The organism is Rhizobium sp. SG2393, assembly GCF_042610495.1.
In the GTDB taxonomy this organism is placed as follows: domain Bacteria; phylum Pseudomonadota; class Alphaproteobacteria; order Rhizobiales; family Rhizobiaceae; genus RU20A.
In genome coordinates, this window is sequence record NZ_JBHGAP010000007.1 from 158921 (window position 1) to 178230 (window position 19310).

Consider the following 19310-nt stretch of genomic DNA (forward strand, 5'->3'; position numbering starts at 1 on the left):
CAGGACAGGAGACGACCATGCTCACCATCAAGCGGCTCAGCCTTGCCGATGCCGGCATCATTCTGGCCGGCGCCCGCGCGAAGGCGGACGAGATCGGCGTTCCCATGTGCATCGCGGTGACGGATGAATCCGGCCAGCTGATTGCCTTCGAGCGCATGGATGGCGGCAAGGTGACGAGCACGATCATCGCGCAGGACAAGGCCTATACGGCGGCGGGCGCCAAGCGCACGACGGAAAGCTACGGCGAGGTCAGCCAGCCGGGCAAGCCGGCCTATGGCATCAACAGCGCCATCGGCGGCCGGCTGATGGTGGTGGGCGGAGGCATTCCGGTCTTGGTGGACGGGCAGGTGGTCGGCGCGGTCGGCGTCAGCTCCGGCACGCCGGCCCAGGACAGCGCATGCGCTCAGGCCGGCATCGACGCGCTTCTTGCCACGCTCTGAGTGACGCCTACAAAACCTGGAAGCCGTGGCGCAGCGGGTCGGCATCGTCCACGAAGATGGTGTTGTGGCCGATGATGCGCGCCCAGCCGGCAACGCTCGGGCGGATGCCGTCGTGATCGCCGATGCGGGCTGCCGTTTCCGGCCGGCAGTCGAAGAGCGTGCCGATGATGCTTTCATGCACGAAGTCCTCGCCGATGGCGAGGCGTCCCCGCGCGACGAGTTGCGCCATGCGGGCAGACGAGCCGGTGCCGCAGGGCGAGCGGTCGATGGCCTTGTCGCCGTAGAAGACGGCGTTGCGGGCCGTGGCGCGCGGATCGCGTGGCCGGTCGCACCACATGACGTGGCTGACGCCGGAAATGCGGTTGTCCTGCGGGTGCACCGGTGCCAGCTTCTCCTGCGCGGCCTTGCGCACCAGGGGGCTCAGTCGCTGGATTTCCGAGGCCGGCATGCCGTCCAGACCGTCCCAGTTCTCCTGCGGCTCTACGATCGCATAGTAGTTGCCGCCATAGCTGAGGTCTATGGTGATGCGGCCGAGCGTTGGCACGTCGAGCTCCACGTCGCGGGCATGCAGGTAGCTTGCGACGTTGAAGAGGCGAACCTGATCGACGCGGTCGCCGTCCATGCGATATTCTATGTCGACCTTGCCGGCCGGCGCCTCGATGGAAAGGCGGCCCGGCTCGCGCGGGGTCACCAGACCCTCTTCGATCGCTACCGTCACCGTTCCAATCGTGCCGTGGCCGCACATGGGCAGGCAGCCGCTGACCTCAATGAAGAGAACGCCGATGTCGCAATCTTCGCGTGACGCGGGGTAGAGGATGGAGCCCGACATGACGTCGTGGCCGCGCGGTTCGAACATCAGGGCGCGGCGCACCCAGTCATGGTCGCGAAGAAAGATCTGGCGCTTCTCAGCCATCGAAACCGGCGGCAGCGCCGGCCCGCCGCCGGCCACCACGCGCACGGGATTGCCGCAGGTGTGGGCATCGATGCAGAAGAAGGATTTGCGGGCCATGGCGGGTTCCAGCATTCAGTTCAATTGACGAGGCCTTGCAAAGGTCTGCCGCCTTTGATGGAAAGGCAAGGGCCCCCAAAGGCAAGAGTGGCACGTCACACGGACCAAACACGGGCTTCAGTGACAATGACGACTGCGCAGAGGATAATCGTGGTGATCGAGACGGCGAAGGCGATCGAGACATAGAGAAAAGCCCTGAGCCAACCGAGCCCCGCATCACGGCGAAACCAGCCGATCTGCACCGCGCCATACCAGAGAAGTGACAGTGCACCGAGCGCGAGACCCGCAGGCGTTGCGGTTTGTCCGCCCAATCGCAGCAGGTTGATGCCCGTGCTGATGCCGAGCGCGAATGGGGCCGCGACATAGCCCTGGCTGTAGAACGGGGAGCGAAGGGTTTCCCGGTTCAGCGTGACCCGCCGGGCGAGCATCAGTGTCACCGCCATGGCCAGGGGAAAGATGCTGAAGAGGAGCGCCCGCAGGATCAGCAGATTGGAGTCCGCTTCCAGCAGGCGGGGAAGGTTCGGCTGTGAGAGCCGTTCCAATAGCGCGAGTTCGACACCGTGGGAAATCAACAGCGTGATAAGGAGAAACAGGGGAGGGCTCAGCATGTCCGCAAAGCGGTCTTCAGGCCGGTCGTCCAGCTCGCGATCGGCATAGTTCATCATGCGGAAGGGTTGTGTTGCCGCTCTCCACAAGGTGAGCGGGTAGAAGACCAGCCAGGACGTGACTTCATAGAGCAGTTCCTCGAAGGATTTCAGAAGTCGCATGAAATCCATTGTGTGCCCCGTCTCTGTTCGGCCATCGCTTACCATTCCGCGCCGAGTCTTGCGACAGATGCTGCCGGTCGGCAAGCTGCGCAGCCCTGCCGGGCCGCGCAAGGCAAAGAAAAAGCCGGTCCGCGGGGGCAGACCGGCAAGTTGGCTGAACAAGTGGTAGATGTCTGAAGAAATGAGGGCGGTGGTCAGTGGCCGGCAGTCGATCCGCCGATCGACTGCGTCATGTCACGTGCCTCGGCATTGCGCTGGGCGGCGCGCTCGCCATAGCCCCAGTTGCGCTCGGCAAACCGGTGGGCGAGACGTTCGGCCTCGGCGCTTGTGGCGACATCGCGCAAGACCTTGCTGCGCGGACCGCACTGAAGAAGTGCCGTCCGGCTGGCAGGATCGTACTGCACGTTGAGATGGTGCTGCGGCATGTTCATGATGGTTTCCTCCCACGCGTCTTCATTTCTACGCATGAACGCGCTGACTGCGGTAAGGTTCCACCGCATTTTGCATTTCTTGCCGTTGCGTCTTGCTGCACTGCGGAACCTTCCGGGCCTTTGCACGTTGATGTCGGCAAGGACGCCGGGGTTCCGTCACAAATCGTTTCGTCACAGGGATGTGCGGCGCCATTCCCCGGCTTCTATCCTTTTGATTATCAAAGAAGCGGTGGACCCGAATGACCTTCTCCTTCTCGACCCTTGATTTCGTGAAGCCCGAACTGGGTGCCGAGTTTACCGGCGATGGTGTGCATTTCGCGGTGTTCTCCGCCCATGCGGAGCAGGTCGATCTCTGCCTTTTTTCGGCCGATGGCCAGGAGGAAATCGCCCGTATGCCGCTGCCGCACCGCGAAGGTGACATCTGGTCGGGCTATGTTCCCGGCCTGAAGCCCGGCCAGCTCTATGGCTACCGGGTGCATGGCCCCTACGACCCACAGAACGGCCATCGCTTCAACCCCAACAAGCTGCTGCTCGACCCCTATGCCAAGCAGATCGCGGGCGAGGTCAAATGGGACAACGCGCTTTACGGCTACACGATCGGCCACGAGGCGGAGGACCTTTCCTTCGACGAACGCGACAGCGCGCCCTTCATGGTCAAGGGCGTGGTGCAGGATCCAGCCTTCGACTGGGATGGCGATCAGGCCATTCGTCGCCAGTGGCATGACACGATCATCTATGAGGCGCATGTGCGCGGCATGACGATGACGCATCCGCATGTGCCCGACGAGCTGCGCGGCACCTTTCTCGGCATGTGCAGCGATCCCATCATCGAGCACCTGACGAAGCTTGGTATTACCGCCGTCGAGGTCCTGCCGATCCACTATTTCATCGATGACCGCTACCTGGTGGAGAAGGATCTCCGGAACTACTGGGGTTATCAGTCGCTCGGCTTCTTCGCGCCGCAGCCGCGGTTCCTCTCCGGCAACAAGATCACCGAATTCAAGACGATGGTGAAGCGGTTCCACGCCGCCGGTATCGAGGTGATCCTCGACGTCGTGTACAACCACACGGCCGAAGGCTCCGAGCGCGGACCGACCTTGTCCTTCCGCGGTCTCGACAATCTGAGCTACTACCGCTTGTCTCCGGATGATCCACGCCACGCCTACGACACGACGGGCACCGGCAACACGCTCAACGTCTCCAACCCCTTCGTGCTGCGCATGGTGCTGGACAGCCTGCGCTACTGGGTCGGCGTCATGCATGTCGACGGCTTCCGCTTCGACCTTGCCAGCACGCTCGGCCGCACCCGTCACATCGAATTCGATCGCGACGGCGCCTTCTTCGACGCCATTCGCCAGGATCCGATCCTTGCCGGCGTGAAGCTGATCGCCGAGCCATGGGATGTCGGCGACGGCGGCTACCAAGTCGGTGGCTTCCCGCATCCTTTCCGCGAGTGGAACGACAAGTACCGCGACGACGTACGCCGCTACTGGAAGGCCGATGGCAGCATGGTGCCGAGCCTTGCGGAGCGCCTGACGGGATCGGCTAGGCAGTTCAACCATTCCGATCGCGGGGCCTCCACGTCGGTCAACCTGCTCAGTGCCCATGACGGCTTCACGCTGATGGACACGGTTTCCTTCAACGACAAGCACAATGATGCGAACGGGGAAGAGAACCGGGACGGCCATTCCGACAATCATTCCGACAACATGGGTGCGGAAGGCGCGACCGAGGATGCCGGCATCAATGCGGCCCGCGAACGCCGCCGTCGCAACATGATGGCGACGCTGCTGCTGAGCCAGGGCGTGCCGATGATTCTCGGCGGCGACGAACTTGGCAACAGCCAGGGTGGCAACAACAATGCCTATTGCCAGGACAACGAGATCGGCTGGACCGACTGGAGCGGCCTCGGCACGCCGTTCTACGATTTCTGCTGCAAGATGGTGGAGTTCCGCAAGGCGCATGAGGCGCTGCGCCCGGTCCGCTTCCTGAGCGGCGATGCCGAGGGCGGTCCGGTGCAGATCGCCTGGTATCGCGAGGATGGCGAGCCAATGGGCGAAGGCGAATGGAACGATCCGGAGCGCAGGTCCGTTATGGTCTACATCGCGCGGCCGGCCGACGCTGCGCTCGGCGAGGAGGGCATCGTGGACCAGTTGCTCATGGTCTTCAACGCCGGTGATCAACGTGACTATGCCCTGCCGCAGCCGAACGGCGTGACGGGCTGGAAGCGCGTTCTGGATGTCGGCGGCGACGAACCCTTCGAGACCGCCGATGCCACGGCGCCGATCATCGTGCCGGGCGCATCCATCATGGCCTTCGTGCCCAAGGACTAGGAGACTTCGCAGGCATGAAAACGACGGTGGCGGATGGTCTGGTTTACGTCAGTGACACCGAACCCGGCATCCGCCGCCTTCGTCGAGGCAAGAATTTTTCCTACCGCCTGCCCGATGGCAAGACGGTCACCGACCCTGACCTGAAGAAGCGCATCCTCTCGCTCGGGCTGCCGCCGGCCTACGAGAATGTCTGGATCTGCCTCGACGAGCGCGGTCATCTGCAGGCAACAGGCCTCGATGCCCGCGGCCGCAAGCAGTATCGCTATCACCGCGACTGGCAGGCCGCGCGCAGCCTCGACAAGTTCGGTCAGCTGGTCGCGTTTGGCGAGGTATTGCCGGGCCTTCGGCGTCGCGTGCGCACGCTGCTTGAGGGGGAGCCGGGACGGATCGAGACGACGCTCGCCGCGCTTCTCACCCTTCTCGATGAAGAGCACCTGCGGGTGGGCAATGCGGCCTATGCCGCGGAAAACCGGACCTACGGCGCGACGACACTGCTCAAGAAGCACCTGCGGCTTGGCGAAGGCTTTGTGGGCCTGAGCTTCGTCGCAAAGGGCGGCAAACGCGTGCGGCGCATCCTCAAGAATCCGCGGCTTCACCGCCTTCTCGAAGCCACCGCCGATCTTCCCGGACGGCATCTGTTCGTCTGGCGGGACGAAGAAGGCGGCGTGCACCCGGTCGATTCGGGGCGGCTCAACACCTTCCTCAACGAACAGACCGGGCTCGACGTGTCCGCCAAGACATTTCGCACCTGGGGCGGCAGTGTCGCGGCCTTTTCGGAAGCACGGCGGATCATCGCGACGGGCGAGCGGCCGAGCGTGAAGGCGATCAGCGAGGCGGCGGCGGAGGCGCTGCACAACACGCCGGCGATCAGCCGCTCCAGCTACATTCACCCCGGCATCCTGGCGCTTGCCGACCGATCGGCCTTCGATGACAAGGTGGCGGAGACGGTGCTGAAGGCGAGGACACGCGGCGACCTGCGGGCCGACGAGGGTCGGATGCTGCATTTTCTCGCGAGCGCATAAGAGCACAAGCTGCGGGGCTTTATCTGACGAGGCTTTGCCCTCCATCGATCCAGAGCGGTGTTCCCGTGATGTGGCGGGCGGCATCCGAGACGAGGAAGGCGATGGCTTCGGCGACTTCTTCACTGGTGCCGGCGACATTGCCCGTCAGCGGGATCTGCCCTTCTGGCCAGATTGAGGGCACTTCGGTTTTCTCGCGGTGGCGTATCGTCGTGCTCTCTTCTATTTCCGTGTCGATGGCGCCGGGGCAGACGGCATTGATGCGGATGCGGTGCCGGCCAAGCTCCGGGGCCAGTTGCTGGACAAGTGCCAGCTGCCCTGCCTTGGTCACGGCGTAGGCGGAAGCACCTGCTGTCGTGAAGGTGCGCGTGCCGTTGATCGACGAAACGACGACGATGGCGCCGCCCTCCGCCTTCAGATGGGGGATGGTCAGGTTGAGCGTCAGATAGGTGCCGCGCAGGTTGATGCGGATCGTCTGGTCCCATTCTTCCGGCTTGAGATCGTCGATGGGCGCCCAGACACCGTTGATACCCGCATTGGCGACGACCGTGTCGAGACGGCCATAGGTCCCGATGACTGTTTCGACGGCCGCGCGCATTGCCGCTTCGTCGGAGACGTCGACCGGGATGGCGATCGCCTCGCCACCGGCCTGGCGTATATGCTTGGCGACCGTCTCGATGTCATCTGCGCTGCGGGCGAGAACGGCCACGGCGTAACCCGCTCTCGACAGGATGCCGGCCGTGGCGGCGCCGATCCCGGAACCGCCGCCCGTCACCAGGGCGGTCTTCATGGCGGCAGGTGTCATGAAGGCGGTTGTCATGGATGGCTCCGTGGTTGATGTCGTGTTTAGCGCAAACAACGGGAGCCCGGCGAAGTTCCGCGCTGAGTGCTCGTCATGCAGGCCGCGCCCGAAAATCGAAAATATTTCCAGGGGGATGGAACAGTCGTTGGGGGTCACGCGTTGAGCGGGTTGGGTAGGGGCGGACTTTCCGCCATCGGCTCCCGCATCTCCTGTCCAGACCGACCGGACGGTGCCGGAAACATTGGAAACGTGCCAGCCGTCATAGGGACGGCGCCAAATGCGGCCAAGGCACGGGAAAGAAGGGTACTTCCATGGACGATCTGCACGACCTCGTCAGCGCACGTGCCTACCAGCTCTGGGAAAAAGAGGGCAGACCGCACGGGCAGGATCAGCGCCACTGGGACCAGGCCTGGCGCGAAGTTGAGGCGGAACGCCTTGAGGCCGAAACCTCCAAGCCGGTCGAGCGGCCGGCCTTCCGCCGTATCGTGCTGCGCGCGCGCTATTCGCCGGCCAATGGCGAGGCTGCCTCGCAGCGCCGCGTCGCGCGCTGAACCAGGGGCCGGAAAAGAAGTGGCCGCTCATCGCAGGATGGGCGGCTTTTGCATGTCCGGGGGCGCCTTTCTCAGGCAATCTTGCTGGCACGCAGGTGGTGATCGTGCAGGGCCTCGAACAGCTGGCAATATTGCGCAGCGCTTCGCGACCACGAAAAGTCTGCGGTCATCGCCTGGCGCTGCAGGCGCTGCCACGTCTGTTGGTCGCGGAAGAACTCGCTGACCATGAAGATGGCGTGTCGCAGGCTTTCGGCGTTGACCGGATAGAACTGGAAGCCGGTCGCGACGTCGCGCGCCAGAGCGGCATCGTTGGCGTCGATGATCGTTTCCGAAAGTCCGCCGGTGCGGGCCGCCAGCGGAATGGCGCCGTAGCGCATGGCGTAGAGCTGCGTCAGGCCGCAGGGTTCGAAGCGGGACGGTTGCAGCAGCACGTCGGTTCCGCCCATGATGAGGTGGGCCATCGTTTCGTTGTAGCCGACGTGAATGGCCACCTTGTCGGGGTGGCGCCCGGCAAGTGCGATAAGCTTCTTCTCGATCGATGCATCACCCTCGCCGCAGATGATGATCTGCCCACCGGCGGCGAAGATTTCATCGGCAACCGGCTCGATGAGATCAGAGCCCTTCTGCCAGGCAAGGCGGGTCAGCACGGCAAAGAGGGGGCCGCCGAGATCCGGCAAGCCGACGCGATCGAGGAGTGCCGCCCTGTTCTGCGCACGACGGTCCAGGCTGTCGAGGCCGTAGGGAGCGGGCAGGAGCGCATCCTGTTCGGGCGACCAGATGTCGAGATCAATGCCGTTGACGATGCCGTAGAGGTCGTTGCGCCGCTTCTGCAAGACGCCTTCAAGCCCCATGCCGAGCGGACGGGCAAGGATTTCGCGCGCATAGGTCGGGCTGACGGTGGTGATCGCATCGGCAGTCATGATGCCACCCTTGAGGTAGCCGACATCGCCGTAATATTCGAGCCCGTCGATGGTGAAGGCCGAGGCGGGCAGGCCAAGCTCAGACGCGATGGCAAAGGCATATTGGCCCTGGAAGGCGATGTTGTGGAGGGTCAGCACCGTCGGCAGCGCGCTGCCCAGCCGATAGCGCAGATAGACGGGCGCCAGCGCGGTCTGCCAGTCGTGAACGTGGAGGAGTTGCGGTTCGATGCCGGCGATCTCTCCCGTTGCGATGCGGGCGCCGGCCAGTGAGAAGACAGCAAAGCGCAGCCAGTTGTCCTCGAACGGCGCGCCGCTCGCATCCTGGTAGGGGCCGCCTTCACGATCGAACAGGGCGGGCACATCCACGATGAGCAGATCAAGGCCAGACGCCTTGCACAGGAAAATGCGCGCCTCGAAGCCGAGCACATCCGCCAGCACCGCGATTTCCGTGCGGTCCGGCGTGGCGGCCATGACCTTGCGGTAACCGGGGATGACGGTCAGCGAATGAATGCCGTATTCGGCAAGCGCCGCCGGTAGCGCGCCGGCCACATCCGCCAGACCTCCCGTTTTGATCAACGGGTAGACTTCGGACACGACGGACAGAACATTCATAGGGGTGCGCTCGGGTAACCTGAGAAGGCGAGATGCCTGCAAAACCCCCGGCAGACCAAAAGGTTCCCGATTTTCTGGTGCGGTGCAAAATAAATCAGGCGCGGGTCGCAGCCAGCGCCGGATGAATGCTGCCCTGCCGGGCCGACAGCGCCTGCCAGTCCGCAAAGGCGGCCGCGTCAGGCGCGACCTCTTCGGCCAGCCGGCTCATGCCATCCACGGCGTTGCGGAAGCCCGCATACCAGCCGGCGCCAACGGCAGCCGACATGCCGGCACCGAGCGCCGAGGCTTCGTTGGAGAGGCTACGAATGACGGGAAGGCCGCTTGCATCGGCCACCATCTGCAGCCAGAGCGGGCTGCCGGCGCCGCCGCCAATGACGTAGATGCGATCGACGCGCGCGCCACTCGCACGCATTTCGGCAAGGGAGCGGACGAATTCGAGCGTGATCGCCTCCATCGAGGCGCGGTAGAGATGGCCCATGCCGGCTTCCGGGCCGAGGCCAACAAAGGCCGCGCGGGCCTGCTCGTCCCAGTGCGGGTCCATGCAGCCGAGTAGATAGGTTGAGGCCATGACCCCGCCCGAGCCTACAGGAAGGGCGCGCGCCTCGGCTTCCAGCCGCTCGAAGATGCGGGCATCGCTGCGCCCGCCGGCAAAGGTGTCGAGCAGCCAGTTGATGAAATAGGCGCCGGCCCGCTGGCAGCTTTCGAGCAGATAGCCCTCGCCGCTCGGCGAGGTCAGCGTGCGCCAGTAGCGGCTGAGTTCCGGGGTGGGCGACCAGGCGCCGCCGACGACGGCGGTGCCGAGGTTGAGATAGGCAAGGCCAGGACCGATGGCGCCGACGCCCAGGCTGGCGCACTGGCCGTCACCACCACCGGCATAGACGGGGGTGCCGGCCTTCAGGCCCGTGAGGCTCGCGGCTTCTTCGGTGATGGCGCCGACCTCAGTGCCGGGTCTGTGCACCGGCGGCAGCTTGTGGACGGGAATGCCGAGCGGATCGAGGATGTCGCGCGACCAGGCCTTTTTCTCGATGTCGAAGATGCCGAAGGGGTCGGCGCTCGTCCAGCTTGCGGCAGCATTGCCCGTGAGCTTCTGGACGAGGAAGTCGTGGACGCTGAGAATCTGCGCGGCCTTGTCCAGCATATCCGGATCGGTTTCGCGCAAGTGCTTCAGGCGGTAGACACAGGGGATGACGTCGACCGGCTTGCCGGAGATGGCGTGGATGCGCTCCCGGCCAATCTCCTCGGCGAAGGGGTGAACGACCGCGTGGGCGCGGCGGTCGAGCCAGAGGGTCGCCGGCGCCAGCGGCTGGCGCTTTGCGTCGAGAAGCACCATCGTTTCGCGCTGGTTGGAGATGGCGATGCCGTCGACCTTGTCCGGGTCGATTTTTCCGCTAAGCGCTGTCAACGCGGTGGCGGCCGCCGACCACCAGTCTTCGGCATTCTGCTCGGCCTTTAGCGGATGCGGCGTGCTGATGATGTGTGGTGCGCGACCCTCGGCGCGGGGCGTGCCGTCTCTCGTCCAGGCAACGGCCTTCACCGATTGCGTCGATGAATCGATGCCGATGACGTAGCGTTCCTCGGTCTGCATGCGCACTCCTCCCAAATTCATTTCCCGGGTGCCTCGTTCACCCGGTCTTTCCCCGGCTCTGCCGTCGCCTCCTACCGCGACAACAGGGCCTCCGCCGTCTTCATGTCGGTGACGAAATGCGTGGCGTAGCCGGCGTTCAGCGTCGCGGTAATGGCGGCGAGTTTTGTTGCGCCGCCGGCCAGACAGAGACGGCTCGGCACCTGCATCAGCTCGTCGAGCGTGATGCCGACCATGCGTTCGTCATGATCGCCGCCGACCGGCTTGCCATGGGCATCGATGAAGCGGCCGATGATGACCGCCACGGCGCCGCGCGCGACGTAATCGTCCAGTTCCTCGTTGCTGGCGATGCAGGCGACGCGCACCGTGGCGCGCGGGCCGATGTCGCCGACGCCGAAGAGGATGCGGTTGGCGGAATGCACGAGTTCCATCTGCTTCTGCAGGATCGGCTCGGCCAGAAGGGCAGCCTTCAGCGCGCGGGTGGAAAGCACGGCCGGCGCCAGAAGGTTCACGCAGCGCGCATGGATACGGTTCGACAAAAGCGAGGTGCAGAGTTCGGGAGAGAACTCCGGCTCGCCGGTCGAGCTGCCCGACACCTGCACGACGGTGAGATTGCGCAAGGGCCTGGCAAGCGCGATGCGATCGGCGGCCGCCAGGACGGTGCGGCCCCAGGCGACGCCGATCGTGTCGCCATCGGCGATCTGGTCGGCGAGGACGCGCGCGCCGGCATCCCCCAGACGCTCGGCAAGACTTGCATCATCCGTGCTTGGAATGACGAAGGCACCTTCGAGGCCGAAACGTTCCATCAGGGCGCGGGCAATGCTGGTGCGGCTGCCGGCAGCGGGGCTGATGTTGACCGAGACGATGCCGCGTTCGCGGGCTTCCTGCAGATAGTTGACGATGGTGGCGCGCGAGACCTTGAGCGTCTTGGCGATCTCGCTCTGCGTCATCTGGTCGGCATAGTAGAGCCAGGCGGCCCACATGATCGCGTCGTCGAATTCCGTGGGCACCTGCGCCCCGGATTCCTCGCCGTTTTTGCCGCTCATTCTGTCCGCGCTCGGGTCCTTTGCCATGGCGATATCTGGACCAAGCCAATGTCATTTGTCAACGAGGCCTGTCATGTGTCTTGACAATTGACATTGGCTGTTGTCATTTGTGCATAACGAACCAAAAACGGACGTGGGAACATGGAAACGGCAAGGAAAGCGGGCATCGCAACGAACGCGCCCGCAGGCGGCTGGACCGCGCTGATCGACGACGTGCTGGCTGGCCGCTGGGTCAATCCGGAGACCGGCAAGACCGCGACGGTTCCCTATGAAAGCATCGTCATCGAAGAAAGCCTCGATGGGGCCGAGGCCGATCTGGTGGCTGCGCTGAAGCTGGGCGAGCGGTTCACGGTCGTTGCCGATCACGCCACCTGGGATGCCATGGGCTCTCGTGTCGCGAAGGCGCTGAAGGCTCTCGGTCCGGTCGAAACCGTCATTCTCGACCATCCCCATGCCGACATGGCGGCCGTCGCCGATCTCACGGATAAGCTTCAGGGTGCCGAGGCGGTCGTTGCGGTCGGCTCCGGCACGATCAACGATCTCTGCAAGTTCGTGACCGGCAAGACCAATCGCCGCTATGCCGTCTTCGGCACGGCGGCCTCCATGAACGGCTATACCTCCACGACGGCCTCGATCACGCTCGAGAGCGGGCTCAAGGTCTCGCTGCCCTCGCATGCGCCCTCCGGCTTCTTCATCGACCTCGGCGTCACGGCGGCTGCGCCGCGCTATCTTTCGGCGTCCGGCTTTGCGGACTGCCTGGTGCGCTCGGTCGCGCAAGTTGACTGGTGGATGTCGCATCGCCTGCTCGGCAGCCTCTATTCGACCGTGCCCTACGTGCTGCAGCAGAAGGACGAGGACGAACTCAATGCCCGGGCGGCCGGTCTTGCGGACGGGGATATCGCTGCCAACGGCTATCTGCACCGGGTGCTGACGCTCTGCGGCCTCGGCGTTTCCTTCACGGGCATGTCGAACCATGGCTCGATGGGTGAGCACCAGATCTCGCATTACATCGACTGCTTTGCCGGCGACAGGCATCCCGGCACGCTGCATGGCCAGCAGGTCGGCGTGGCGACGCTCACCATGGCGCGGATCCAGCGGCATTACCTGGAAAGCGAAAAGCCGCCGGTGATCCGTCCAACGGTCATCGATCCGGCCGACATGGCGCAGCGCATGGGCGACGAAATCGCGGCGCAGTGCTTTGCCGAGATCCAGCCGAAGATCTTCGACGCGAACGGCGCTGCTGCCATCAACGAGAAGCTTGCCGACATGTGGCCGACGCTGCGCAAGGAGCTGCAGGCCTTTGCCCTTCCTGTTGAGGAGATGGAGCAGATGCTGCGGGATGCCGGCGGGCCGATGACGGCGGCCGATCTCGGCCTGCCCGTCGATTTCTACCGCGAGGCCGTGATCCACAGCCGCGAGATGCGCAACCGCTATTCCTTCGTCGACATTGCCGCCGACGAAGGTCTGCTTGCCGATCTCGCAGCGCGGGAGCAGTGAGCCGATGCGTCCCGTTTCCGACATGCCGCTTGATGTCGCCGCCGGAATTTCGGTGCTGTTCTGCGATATCGACGACACGCTGACCAATGAAGGGCGTCTGCCGGCTGTAGCCTATGATGCGCTGGAGCGGCTGAGCGCAAGCGGCGTTGCGGTCGCACCGATTACCGGACGTCCGGCCGGCTGGTGCGACATGATCGCCCGCATGTGGCCGGTGGCCGGTGTCGTTGGCGAAAACGGGGCCTTCTACTTTTCCTACGACGAAAAGGCGCGCCGCATGCGCCGCGTCTTCGCGGTCGCCGAGGCGCAGCGCGCCGCTGACCGCCAGCGGCTGGTGACGGTTCGCGCGCGCGTTCTGGCGGAAGTACCGGGTGCGGCGATCTCGGCCGACCAGCTCTACCGCGAGGCTGATCTTGCGGTCGACTTCTGCGAGGACGTGCCGGCGCTCCCCGTTGCCTCGGTCGATCGCATCAAGGCGATCTTCGAGGAGGAGGGCGCGGTCGCCAAGGTGTCGTCCATCCACGTCAACGGTTGGTACGGCGACTACGACAAGCTGACGACCTCGCGGCGCTTTGCGGCCGAGGTGCTCGGCTTCGATATCGATGCCGACAAGGAGAAGGTGGTCTTTGTCGGCGACAGCCCGAACGATGCGCCGATGTTCGGCTTCTTTCCACATGCCTGCGGCGTCGCCAACGTGCTGGCCTTTCGGGGACGCATGGATGCGGAACCGGCCTATGTGGCGGCGAAGGAAGGTGGTCACGGCTTCGTGGAGGTTGCCGACCGCATTCTTGCCGCGCGTGCGGCATCCGGCGTTCGCGCCGCTGAATAAGGGGTCGCAGTCCCGCGGGAGACGGGGCTGACGGCCTGGAGGAGATGGGGTTCGTGACGCTTTTGCGTTCGAGCACCTTGAGAAGAGGAGGGAGCGTGGCGACGCCCGCAAAGGGTGCGCGACGCTCGTGGAGGAAAACGCGCCATGTCCGTTGCCCAGGTCAAACGCATTGCGATCTCGGATTCGCCGTGGCCGTGGCTCGCGCCGCTGATCGCGCTTCTGATCGTCTTTACGATCTATCCGCTGATCTACAATGTCTGGCTGAGCTTCCACGAATTCGTGCCGCGCAAGCGCACACTCGCCTTTGTCGGCTTCGACAACTGGGTGCAGCTGTGGAATGACACCCGCTTCTGGGGGGCGCTTGGCGTCACCTTCCTCTATTTCGTGATTGCGCTGACCGTCGAGCTGGTGCTCGGCATGGCGGTGGCGCTGCTGCTTGACGCCGAATTGCCGGGCTTCGGGGCGCTGCGTGCGATCCTGTCCATGACGTTGGTCATCCCTCCCGCGATCGCCGGCATGATGTTCCTGCTGATGCAGGACCCGCAATTCGGCGTCCTTTCTTATTTCCTCAACCAGCTCGGCGTGCTCGACAAATCGACGCCGATCCTCGCGACATCATCGCTGGCCCTCATCGGCGTTCTCCTGGCCGAGATCTGGCAGTGGACACCCTTCATGGTGCTGATCTTCATGGCGGGCCTGCGCTCGCTGCCGACCGAGCCCTATGAAGCAGCGATGATCGACGGCGCCTCGTCCTTCCAGATGTTCCGGCGCCTCACGCTGCCGATGATGTCGAAGGTGATTGCGGTCGCCATCCTTCTGCGCGGCATCGATCTCTTCCGCGTCTTCGACTACGTTTTCGTGATGACCTCCGGCGGGCCGGGAACCTCCACCTACACGCTCAGCCTCTACGCTTGGCAGCAGACCTTCTCCTTCCTGAAATGGGGTTATGGCGCGACGCTCAGCCTGACGAGCCTCGTCATCATCATGGTCCTTGCCAATCTCTTCATCCGCGTCGCCAAGGTACGGTGGTAATCATGCACCAGAGCCGATTCACTCGCACGCTTCGCACCATCGCCGGCTGGCTCGTCGTCGGGGCGTTCTTCTTCCCGATCTATTTCTGGACGTCGGTTGCCTTCCGCGACGCGAAGGAAATCTTCAACTGGCCGCCGATCATCTTCGATTTCCACCCGACGGTGCGCAATTTCGAGCAGGTCTTCGGCATCTCGCTCGGCTTCTCCTTCGGCAACCAGGAAGCCGTGACGCCGGGCGGCGGCAATTTCTACATGGGGCCGCGCCTTTGGGATTCGATCGTCGTCGCATCGCTCTCGACGGTGCTGGCGATCGTGGTGGCGACGCTTGCCTCCTATGCGCTGTCCCGCATGAATTTCCGTGGCCGGCATGATTTCGTGAACTGGGTGCTTTCGACCCGCATGATGCCGCCGGTCGCTGTCGCGATCCCGATGTTCTTCATCTTCAAGCAGTTCAACCTGCTCGACACCTATCTTGGCGTCATCCTGATCCATGGGCTCATGAATCTGCCGCTTGCCGTGCTGCTCCTGAAGAGCTTCTTCGACGACATCCCGGCCGAGATCGACGAGAGCGCGCTGCTCGACGGCGCCTCGCGCTGGACGATCTTCCGCCGCATCGTGCTGCCCATGGCCAAGGGCGGGATCGCGGCGACGGCCGTGCTCTGCTTCATCTTTTCGTGGACGGAATTCCTGTTCGTGCTGACGCTGACGCAGACGGGGCTGAAGACTGTGCCCGTCGTCTCGTCCACCTTCGTGACCTCGATCGGCACGGCTTGGGGCAACATGGCGGCGCTGGGTGCTGCCGCGATCGTGCCTGCCTTCATCACGATCCTTCTGGTGCAGCGCCATCTGGTGCGCGGCCTGACAATGGGATCGCTGAAACAGTAATTCGGCGGGCGGCCAGGGAAGAGGGCCGTCCTTCGGACAATGGAGATCAGGTGCCAAACCCGGCACCGGATAGAGGAGGAGAAAAACATGAAAGAGAAAGACAGAAAATTCTATCTCGCCAACATCACGGACCGCTTCGTGCGCGGCCAGATGGATCGCCGGTCATTCCTCGGCGCCGCCGGCAAGCTTGGCCTTGGCGCCACGGCGCTCGGCATGGGCATGGGCAGCCGTCCCTTCGTGATGAACAAGGCACTGGCCCAGGAACAGCTGCAGCCCTCGGCCGAGGTCATTTCCTGGCTGAAGGAAGTCGGCAAGCCCTTCGCCGGCACGACGCTGAAGCTTGCGACCGAATCCACGCCGCCGTCGAACGCCATCAACTCGCAGCTCAAGAAGTATTTCGAGGAAGCGACCGGCATCAAGGTCGAGATCGAGGTTCTGCCGCTGGAGCAGGTTCTGCAGAAGCTGACGCTCGACGTCGCCTCCTCGCTCGGCACCTACGACCTCTACTACATCGACCAGAGCTGGGCGGCATCCTTCAGCCAGGACGTCTTCGATCCGCGCGAGCAGATCGAGGCCAAGCCCGATCTCGCCATGCCGAACTACAACATCGACGACTTCATGCCGGCACTGGTGGACGGTATCTCGAAGTATGAAGACCGCTGGGTGGGCGTGCCCTACGACATCCCGATCTTCATCATGATCTACCGCAAGGACATCTACGAGAAGCTCGGCCTCAAGGCGCCGACGACCTTCGAGGAAATGTACACCAACTCCGCGACCATCTCGAAGGAGATGGGACCGAACATGTTCGGCTATGCCGGCCAGATGAAGTCCGGTCACTATGCGCTGGAATGCGAGTGGACGTCGATGCTGTGGGGCCATGGCGGCTCCATCTTCAACGCCGACAAGCAGTTCTCGGGCAATGACGAACAGGGTCTTGCCGCGCTCGACTACTATACGAAGCTCAAGGCCATCATGCCGCCGGGTGTCGATCAGTGGACGTGGGACGGCCAGGGCCAGGCGATTGCGCAGGGCGTTGCCGCCTCTATGCTCTCCTGGGGCGAGTTCTTCCCCTATTTCGACGACCCGACCCAGACGAAGGTTTCGGGCCTTTGCGAAGCCGTCATCCCGCCGCAGCCGATTTCACTGCGCAAGCCCGACCAGTGCGGTTACGGCGAAATCCCCGGCGTCGGCCACCAGGGCGGTTCCTCGCTCGCGGTGTCCAAGTATTCCAAGGCGCCGGATGCGGCCTGGATCTTCATGCAGTGGGCAACCTGCGCCGACACGCAGGCCCTCATCACCACGCTCGGCGGCGGCACGGGCCCGACCCGTACGTCGGTCTATGACGACCCGCGCGTCAAGGCCAATGCCCGCGTCGGTGCCGGCACCACCCGCCACCTGCCGGTCGTTCGCGAGACGATCGACAAGTTCATGGGCTCGGAGCCGGACCTGCCGGAATGGGCACAGATCTCCTCCGACACGATCCCCGTTGCGCTTGGCAAGTATTTCGCCGGCAGCGGCGGCTCGGCCAAGGAGACCATGGACGGCATCGCCCAGCAGGTCGGCGAGATCCTGAAGGGCTAATCCGGGCGGACCAGTCGGGGTCGCGGCATCTGCCGCGGCCCTGCCTTCAAGGTGGAAGAAGAGGGAGGAAAGCATGTCCGACAAACCGTTGATCGCCGTCACCGGCGCCAGCTCCGGCATTGGCGAAGCCGTGGCGCGTGCCTTTTCCAAGGCCGGCCATCCCGTGTTGCTGATGGCGCGCCGACTTGATCGTCTGGAGGCGCTCGGCCTGCCGAATGCGGTGCTCAGAGCCGTCGATGTGCGTGACCGCGCGGGGATCGCGGCAGCCGTCGCCGATGCGGAAGCCCAGTTCGGTCCGGTTGACATGATGTTTGCCAATGCCGGCATTGCGCGGCTCGGCGACATCGCCCGGCAGCCGCCGGAAGAATGGGACGAGATGATCGACATCAACACCAAGGGCGTGATGAACAGCGTCCATGCCGTGATGACCGGCATGATCGAGCGCAAGCACGGCACGCTGGTGATGATGAGCTCGATTGCCGGCCGGAAGGTCTATCCGGACCATACCGTCTATTGCGGCACGAAGTTCTTCGTGCATGCCGTTTCCGAAAGCCTGCGCGAATATCTGGCGCCGCACGATGTGCGCGTCATCGTGGTGTCGCCCGGCATCATCGATACCGAAGTGCTCGACCATGTGAAGGACGAGACGACGCTCGCCAACTACCGCGCCAACAAGGCGGCAATCGGCGGCGGCATCTCCGCCGACATCGTCGCGGACCTGATCCTCGACGCCTACCAGCTGCCGCAGCGCGCGATCGTCCAGGAAATCGTCATCACGCCGACCCGGCAGAAATACTGATCCCGTCGCGCCGCCGAAACCGGCCAGCCGACCGAGAAAGAGTGGAGTGAGAGCCCCATGGCCACCGTGGAATATCAGCGCATCGGCAAGTCCTTCGGTGCCCTCAACATCATGCGCGACATTTCCTTCAAGATCGAGGATCACGAGTTCGTCGTGCTGCTCGGTCCCTCCGGCTGCGGCAAGACGACCCTCTTGCGCATGACGGCGGGGTTGGAGACGGTCAGCGAAGGCGACCTTCTGATCGACGGCAAGCGCGTCAACGACGTGCATCCGCGTGATCGCTCCATCGCCATGGTGTTCCAGAACTATGCGCTCTATCCGACGATGAAGGTCTACGACAACATCGCCTTCAGTCTGGAAGTGGCCAAGGTACCGCCGGCCGAGATCAAGAAGCGGGTGGAGTGGGCGGCGGCGACGCTGAACCTGACGCCCTATCTCGACCGCTATCCCAAGGAACTCTCCGGCGGCCAGCGCCAGCGCGTTGCCATGGGCCGCGCCATGGTGCGCGAGGCGGCGGTGTTCCTCTTCGACGAGCCGCTGTCGAACCTCGATGCCAAGCTGCGCGCCCATATGCGCACCGAGATCAGACAGCTCCATAACCGGCTGAAGACGACGACGATCTACGTCACGCATGACCAGATCGAGGCCATGACCATGGCCGACAAGATCGTCGTCATGCGGGCCGGCAAGATCGAGCAGATCGGCACGCCCGACGATGTCTATGACCGCCCTGCCAGCAAGTATGTCGCCGACTTCATCGGCGCATCCGCGATCAACTTCCTGCAGGGCACGGTGGTCGCCGCCGATGGCGCGCCGGCTGTGGATACGGCGACCGGCCGCGTGATGATCGAGGCTGGCAGCCGGGCGAAGGTCGGCCAGAAGGTGGTCGTCGGCGTGCGGCCGAGCGACCTCGTGGTGGACGACGCCGGCACGCTCTCCGCCAAGGCCATCCTTCAGGAACGTCTCGGCCACGATGCGCAGCTCTTCTGCGACGGGCCGGAGGGACGGTTCATCGCCGTCGTCGACAAGGCGGCGCGCTACCCGGAAGGCAGCACGGTGCGTTTTGCCATCGCGCCCTCGAAGGTTCACGTCTTCGATGCGGGTACGGAGGTCCGCATCTGAGGGCGCAGGCCGGAAATGACCAAGCGGGCCACCGTCTTCTCCGTCGTCATGGTC

The 19310-nt window shown here is 64.1% G+C and carries 18 protein-coding genes; 11 read left to right on the forward strand and 7 right to left on the reverse strand.

Translation table 11 applies throughout. The features are described from left to right. Positions 1–17: 17 nt before the first annotated feature. Entirely contained in the window at positions 18–440 is a 423-nt protein-coding gene (locus ACED18_RS15360) for a heme-binding protein (RefSeq protein WP_377293752.1), read from the forward strand. 7 nt (positions 441–447) lie between these two features. Here ACED18_RS15360 and ACED18_RS15365 read toward each other — a convergent pair whose 3' ends face one another. From ACED18_RS15365 to ACED18_RS15375, 3 genes are all read right to left on the reverse strand, one after another. Then, positions 448–1449, reverse strand: a complete 1002-nt coding sequence (locus ACED18_RS15365) for a 4-hydroxyproline epimerase (RefSeq protein ID WP_377293754.1) — start codon at positions 1447–1449, stop codon at positions 448–450. 95 nt (positions 1450–1544) lie between these two features. After that, positions 1545–2378, reverse strand: coding sequence for a permease (locus ACED18_RS15370; protein WP_377293756.1), 834 nt, complete (start codon positions 2376–2378; stop codon positions 1545–1547). Positions 2379–2410: 32 nt separating this feature from the next. After that, positions 2411–2647, reverse strand: a complete 237-nt coding sequence (locus ACED18_RS15375) for a hypothetical protein (RefSeq protein ID WP_377293758.1) — start codon at positions 2645–2647, stop codon at positions 2411–2413. Positions 2648–2886: 239 nt separating this feature from the next. Here ACED18_RS15375 and glgX point away from each other — a divergent pair, with 239 nt between their 5' ends. Both glgX and ACED18_RS15385 read left to right on the forward strand, forming a co-directional pair. Further along, complete coding sequence (glgX, locus tag ACED18_RS15380) at positions 2887–4980, forward strand: glycogen debranching protein GlgX (RefSeq protein ID WP_377293760.1); 2094 nt, start codon at positions 2887–2889, stop codon at positions 4978–4980. A gap of 14 nt (positions 4981–4994) precedes the next feature. Continuing rightward, complete coding sequence (locus tag ACED18_RS15385) at positions 4995–6002, forward strand: DNA topoisomerase IB (RefSeq protein WP_377293762.1); 1008 nt, start codon at positions 4995–4997, stop codon at positions 6000–6002. A 19-nt stretch (positions 6003–6021) separates the two neighbouring features. Here the strand turns inward: ACED18_RS15385 and ACED18_RS15390 are convergent, their stop codons facing one another. Continuing rightward, complete coding sequence (locus ACED18_RS15390) at positions 6022–6819, reverse strand: SDR family oxidoreductase (protein WP_377293764.1); 798 nt, start codon at positions 6817–6819, stop codon at positions 6022–6024. Between the two features lie 293 nt (positions 6820–7112). Between ACED18_RS15390 and ACED18_RS15395 the strand changes: the two genes are divergently transcribed. After that, entirely contained in the window at positions 7113–7352 is a 240-nt protein-coding gene (locus ACED18_RS15395; RefSeq protein WP_377293766.1) for a DUF2934 domain-containing protein, read from the forward strand. 71 nt (positions 7353–7423) lie between these two features. Here the strand turns inward: ACED18_RS15395 and glgA are convergent, their stop codons facing one another. The 3 genes from glgA to ACED18_RS15410 all read right to left on the reverse strand — a co-directional run bounded on the left by glgA (position 7424) and on the right by ACED18_RS15410 (position 11512). Next, positions 7424–8884 (reverse strand): glycogen synthase GlgA, encoded by a 1461-nt coding sequence (glgA, locus tag ACED18_RS15400; RefSeq protein ID WP_377293768.1) that lies wholly within the window; start codon positions 8882–8884, stop codon positions 7424–7426. Positions 8885–8978: 94 nt separating this feature from the next. Beyond that, a complete protein-coding gene (locus ACED18_RS15405; protein WP_377293770.1) occupies positions 8979–10469 on the reverse strand; it encodes an FGGY-family carbohydrate kinase in 1491 nt (496 codons plus the stop codon). A 71-nt stretch (positions 10470–10540) separates the two neighbouring features. Further along, complete coding sequence (locus tag ACED18_RS15410) at positions 10541–11512, reverse strand: sugar-binding transcriptional regulator (RefSeq protein ID WP_377293772.1); 972 nt, start codon at positions 11510–11512, stop codon at positions 10541–10543. A gap of 141 nt (positions 11513–11653) precedes the next feature. Here ACED18_RS15410 and ACED18_RS15415 point away from each other — a divergent pair, with 141 nt between their 5' ends. The 7 genes from ACED18_RS15415 (at position 11654) to ACED18_RS15445 (ending at position 19256) form a co-directional block, all read left to right on the forward strand. After that, positions 11654–13009, forward strand: coding sequence for a sn-glycerol-1-phosphate dehydrogenase (locus tag ACED18_RS15415; RefSeq protein ID WP_377293774.1), 1356 nt, complete (start codon positions 11654–11656; stop codon positions 13007–13009). A 4-nt stretch (positions 13010–13013) separates the two neighbouring features. After that, positions 13014–13835: an HAD-IIB family hydrolase gene (locus tag ACED18_RS15420; RefSeq protein WP_377293776.1), complete on the forward strand. Its 822-nt coding sequence runs from the start codon at positions 13014–13016 to the stop codon at positions 13833–13835. 144 nt (positions 13836–13979) lie between these two features. Further along, positions 13980–14867 carry a carbohydrate ABC transporter permease gene (locus tag ACED18_RS15425; protein ID WP_377293778.1) on the forward strand — a complete coding sequence of 296 codons (888 nt, stop codon included), beginning with the start codon at positions 13980–13982 and terminating at the stop codon, positions 14865–14867. A gap of 2 nt (positions 14868–14869) precedes the next feature. Continuing rightward, positions 14870–15751: a carbohydrate ABC transporter permease gene (locus tag ACED18_RS15430; RefSeq protein ID WP_377293780.1), complete on the forward strand. Its 882-nt coding sequence runs from the start codon at positions 14870–14872 to the stop codon at positions 15749–15751. Between the two features lie 87 nt (positions 15752–15838). Beyond that, positions 15839–17335, forward strand: coding sequence for an ABC transporter substrate-binding protein (locus tag ACED18_RS15435; protein WP_377293782.1), 1497 nt, complete (start codon positions 15839–15841; stop codon positions 17333–17335). Between the two features lie 73 nt (positions 17336–17408). Continuing rightward, positions 17409–18134 carry an SDR family oxidoreductase gene (locus tag ACED18_RS15440; RefSeq protein WP_377293784.1) on the forward strand — a complete coding sequence of 242 codons (726 nt, stop codon included), beginning with the start codon at positions 17409–17411 and terminating at the stop codon, positions 18132–18134. Between the two features lie 57 nt (positions 18135–18191). Further along, the gene (locus ACED18_RS15445) at positions 18192–19256 is read left to right on the forward strand and encodes an ABC transporter ATP-binding protein (protein WP_377293786.1); all 1065 of its coding nucleotides are present in this window, start codon (positions 18192–18194) and stop codon (positions 19254–19256) included. The last annotated feature ends 54 nt before the right edge of the window (positions 19257–19310 follow it).

Excerpts from the sequence above, each read along its gene's own strand:
- ACED18_RS15360 (WP_377293752.1), top strand. The coding sequence starts at position 18 with ATGCTCACCATCAAGCGGCTCAGCCTTGCCGATGCCGGCATCATTCTG.
- ACED18_RS15365 (WP_377293754.1), bottom strand. The coding sequence starts at position 1,449 with ATGGCCCGCAAATCCTTCTTCTGCATCGATGCCCACACCTGCGGCAAT.
- ACED18_RS15375 (WP_377293758.1), bottom strand. The coding sequence starts at position 2,647 with ATGAACATGCCGCAGCACCATCTCAACGTGCAGTACGATCCTGCCAGC.
- glgX (WP_377293760.1), top strand. The coding sequence starts at position 2,887 with ATGACCTTCTCCTTCTCGACCCTTGATTTCGTGAAGCCCGAACTGGGT.
- ACED18_RS15385 (WP_377293762.1), top strand. The coding sequence starts at position 4,995 with ATGAAAACGACGGTGGCGGATGGTCTGGTTTACGTCAGTGACACCGAA.
- ACED18_RS15390 (WP_377293764.1), bottom strand. The coding sequence starts at position 6,819 with ATGACAACCGCCTTCATGACACCTGCCGCCATGAAGACCGCCCTGGTG.
- ACED18_RS15395 (WP_377293766.1), top strand. The coding sequence starts at position 7,113 with ATGGACGATCTGCACGACCTCGTCAGCGCACGTGCCTACCAGCTCTGG.
- glgA (WP_377293768.1), bottom strand. The coding sequence starts at position 8,884 with ATGAATGTTCTGTCCGTCGTGTCCGAAGTCTACCCGTTGATCAAAACG.
- ACED18_RS15405 (WP_377293770.1), bottom strand. The coding sequence starts at position 10,469 with ATGCAGACCGAGGAACGCTACGTCATCGGCATCGATTCATCGACGCAA.
- ACED18_RS15410 (WP_377293772.1), bottom strand. The coding sequence starts at position 11,512 with ATGAGCGGCAAAAACGGCGAGGAATCCGGGGCGCAGGTGCCCACGGAA.
- ACED18_RS15415 (WP_377293774.1), top strand. The coding sequence starts at position 11,654 with ATGGAAACGGCAAGGAAAGCGGGCATCGCAACGAACGCGCCCGCAGGC.
- ACED18_RS15420 (WP_377293776.1), top strand. The coding sequence starts at position 13,014 with ATGCGTCCCGTTTCCGACATGCCGCTTGATGTCGCCGCCGGAATTTCG.
- ACED18_RS15425 (WP_377293778.1), top strand. The coding sequence starts at position 13,980 with ATGTCCGTTGCCCAGGTCAAACGCATTGCGATCTCGGATTCGCCGTGG.
- ACED18_RS15430 (WP_377293780.1), top strand. The coding sequence starts at position 14,870 with ATGCACCAGAGCCGATTCACTCGCACGCTTCGCACCATCGCCGGCTGG.
- ACED18_RS15435 (WP_377293782.1), top strand. The coding sequence starts at position 15,839 with ATGAAAGAGAAAGACAGAAAATTCTATCTCGCCAACATCACGGACCGC.
- ACED18_RS15440 (WP_377293784.1), top strand. The coding sequence starts at position 17,409 with ATGTCCGACAAACCGTTGATCGCCGTCACCGGCGCCAGCTCCGGCATT.
- ACED18_RS15445 (WP_377293786.1), top strand. The coding sequence starts at position 18,192 with ATGGCCACCGTGGAATATCAGCGCATCGGCAAGTCCTTCGGTGCCCTC.